General features: G+C 60.1%; 2 protein-coding genes. Both read left to right on the forward strand.

The genetic code is table 11. The features are described 5' to 3' along the window. The coding region (locus tag ACFFNA_RS36790) for an acetate--CoA ligase family protein (protein WP_378924941.1) at positions 1 to 1,597 on the forward strand (1,597 nt) is incomplete at its 5' end. Positions 1,598 to 1,638: 41 nt separating this feature from the next. Next, the coding region (locus tag ACFFNA_RS36795; protein WP_378924943.1) for an enoyl-CoA hydratase-related protein at positions 1,639 to 2,051 on the forward strand (413 nt) is incomplete at its 3' end.

Here is a 2,051-nt window from a genome sequence, read left to right on the forward strand (position 1 = left end):
CGCACGGGTCCGGACTTCGGGAGAGAACTTGTTGGTCGTCTTGCTTGTCATGGCTCCACCTTCTCAGGAATTGGAGCCTCCGAGCAACCCGGTGCGGTTCAGACTGAAAGACGGCCGCCGCTTTTTAAGCGCCTTGAGGCGGATCTCGCTGGAGAAACCAGTTGTCATTTACAAATCGGGTCGGACAATTGCCGGACGCATTTCCGCGAAGTCTCATACCGGCGCTTTGGCTGGCGACTATGCGGTCAGCGAGGGTGTGCTGAAGCAAGCCGGCGCAATCCTTGCACACCGGTCCGACGAGATCCTGCCCATGGCGGAGGCGCTGTCGCTGCTGCCGCCACTGCGATCGCGCCGCCTCGCCATCCTTGCGGACGGCGGAGGCCACGCGACAATTGCCGCCGACGCCTTATCTGAACGCGGACTGGCGCTCGCTCCTCTGAGCGAAGACACGCGGCGGCGGCTTACTGCGGAACTTCCTCCGGCCGCGTCGGTCATCAATCCTGTCGACGTAGCCGGGGGTACGGATTCGGACCCATCTGTTTTTGCCACTTGCGCCGAGATTCTCTTGCAGGATCCGATGGTGGACGGACTTCTAATATCAGGTCTCTACGGCGGCTACGCGGTCCGTTTCTCACAAGACCTGCTCGCAGCAGAAATTGATGCCACGAACCTCATTGGCACAATGCCACGCCGGTTCGGCAAGCCCGTGGTCGTTCACAGCCTTTACAGTGCGCTTCAGGCAGATCAGCGGCCGTTACCAATCCTGGACATGCGCCGCGCAGGCATTCCGGTGCACAGCTCCCTGGAAATGGCCGTGCGATGTATGCAGGCTTTGGCGGAGCGCGGTGAGGTGGACCGCACCTTTGCATTGTCGCCGCCAACGCGAGCGCAGCACGGCGGAATCTTTGAGCAGGTTCTTGCGCGATGCAGAGCCGAGGGCAGGCAGGTGGTTTTGGAGCACGAAGGGCGAGCCAGCCTGCGCGACTTCGGCCTGGATCTCGCTCCGGCTTTGCTGGCTCTCGATGAAAAAGAAGCCGAAGAGGCCTTTCTCAGTCTCGGCGCACAGCCGGTGGCAATGAAAATCGTATCTCGCGATATCCTGCACAAGACGGACGCGGGCGGCGTCAAACTCAATGTCGCCGACGTCGCGTCGGTGCGCAGCGGCTTCCTTGAGATCGTCGCCAATGCCAAGGCTGCGGTAACCAATCCGAAAATTGCAGGCGTCCTCGTCACTCCGATGGCAGCAAAGGGGGGCGTCGAGATCATCGTCGGCGTCGTGCGCGATGCCTCATACGGTCCCATCATGATGTTCGGACTGGGCGGAGTCCTCGTCGAAGTTCTTGGGGATGTGGTGTTCCGCGCACTTCCGATCTCACGCAATGATGCCTTTGCGATGTTGGGCGAAATCAAGGCGCAAGCGGTTCTGGATGGCGTGCGCGGGGGAACGCCGGTTGATCGAGACGCGCTCGCGGATTTTATGGTCAGTATTTCGGATTTCGTTGAAGCCTGCCCGGAGATCGACGAACTCGACCTCAATCCCATCCTTGCATATCCCAACGGTTTGACCGTGCTCGATGTGCGCATTCTTCTCACCTAGTCTTCCCCAGCGCGGTCGGTAGAGAAACAAAGGATCGAAGCATGACGGATCTGCCCAAGCTGATCGACTCGAAACTCGAAGTCAGCGACCGCGTCGCCTTGCTCGTGCTTGACCGGGATGACGTCCGCAACGAACTGACCGGAACGGGTCTGATAGACGATATCGTACAAACGGTTGACTGGATCAACGGCGGGGCGGCCGTCTCGGTGTTGGTCGTGACGGGGGCTGGCAAGGCGTTTTCCGCCGGTGGCAACGTCAAGGACATGCGCGACCGTAAGGGAAGCTTTGCTGGCGATGTGTATGAGGTACAGGATCGTTATCGCCGTGGAATCCAACGGATCGCCTTAGCCACGCACCGGCTGGAGGTCCCTGTCATTGCTGCGGTCAATGGGGCAGCAATCGGTGCTGGTTTCGATCTGGCAACAATGTGCGACATCCGTATCGCAGCGGAGGA

It is taken from the genome of Mesorhizobium kowhaii (assembly GCF_042431665.1).
GTDB lineage: Bacteria > Pseudomonadota > Alphaproteobacteria > Rhizobiales > Rhizobiaceae > Mesorhizobium > Mesorhizobium kowhaii.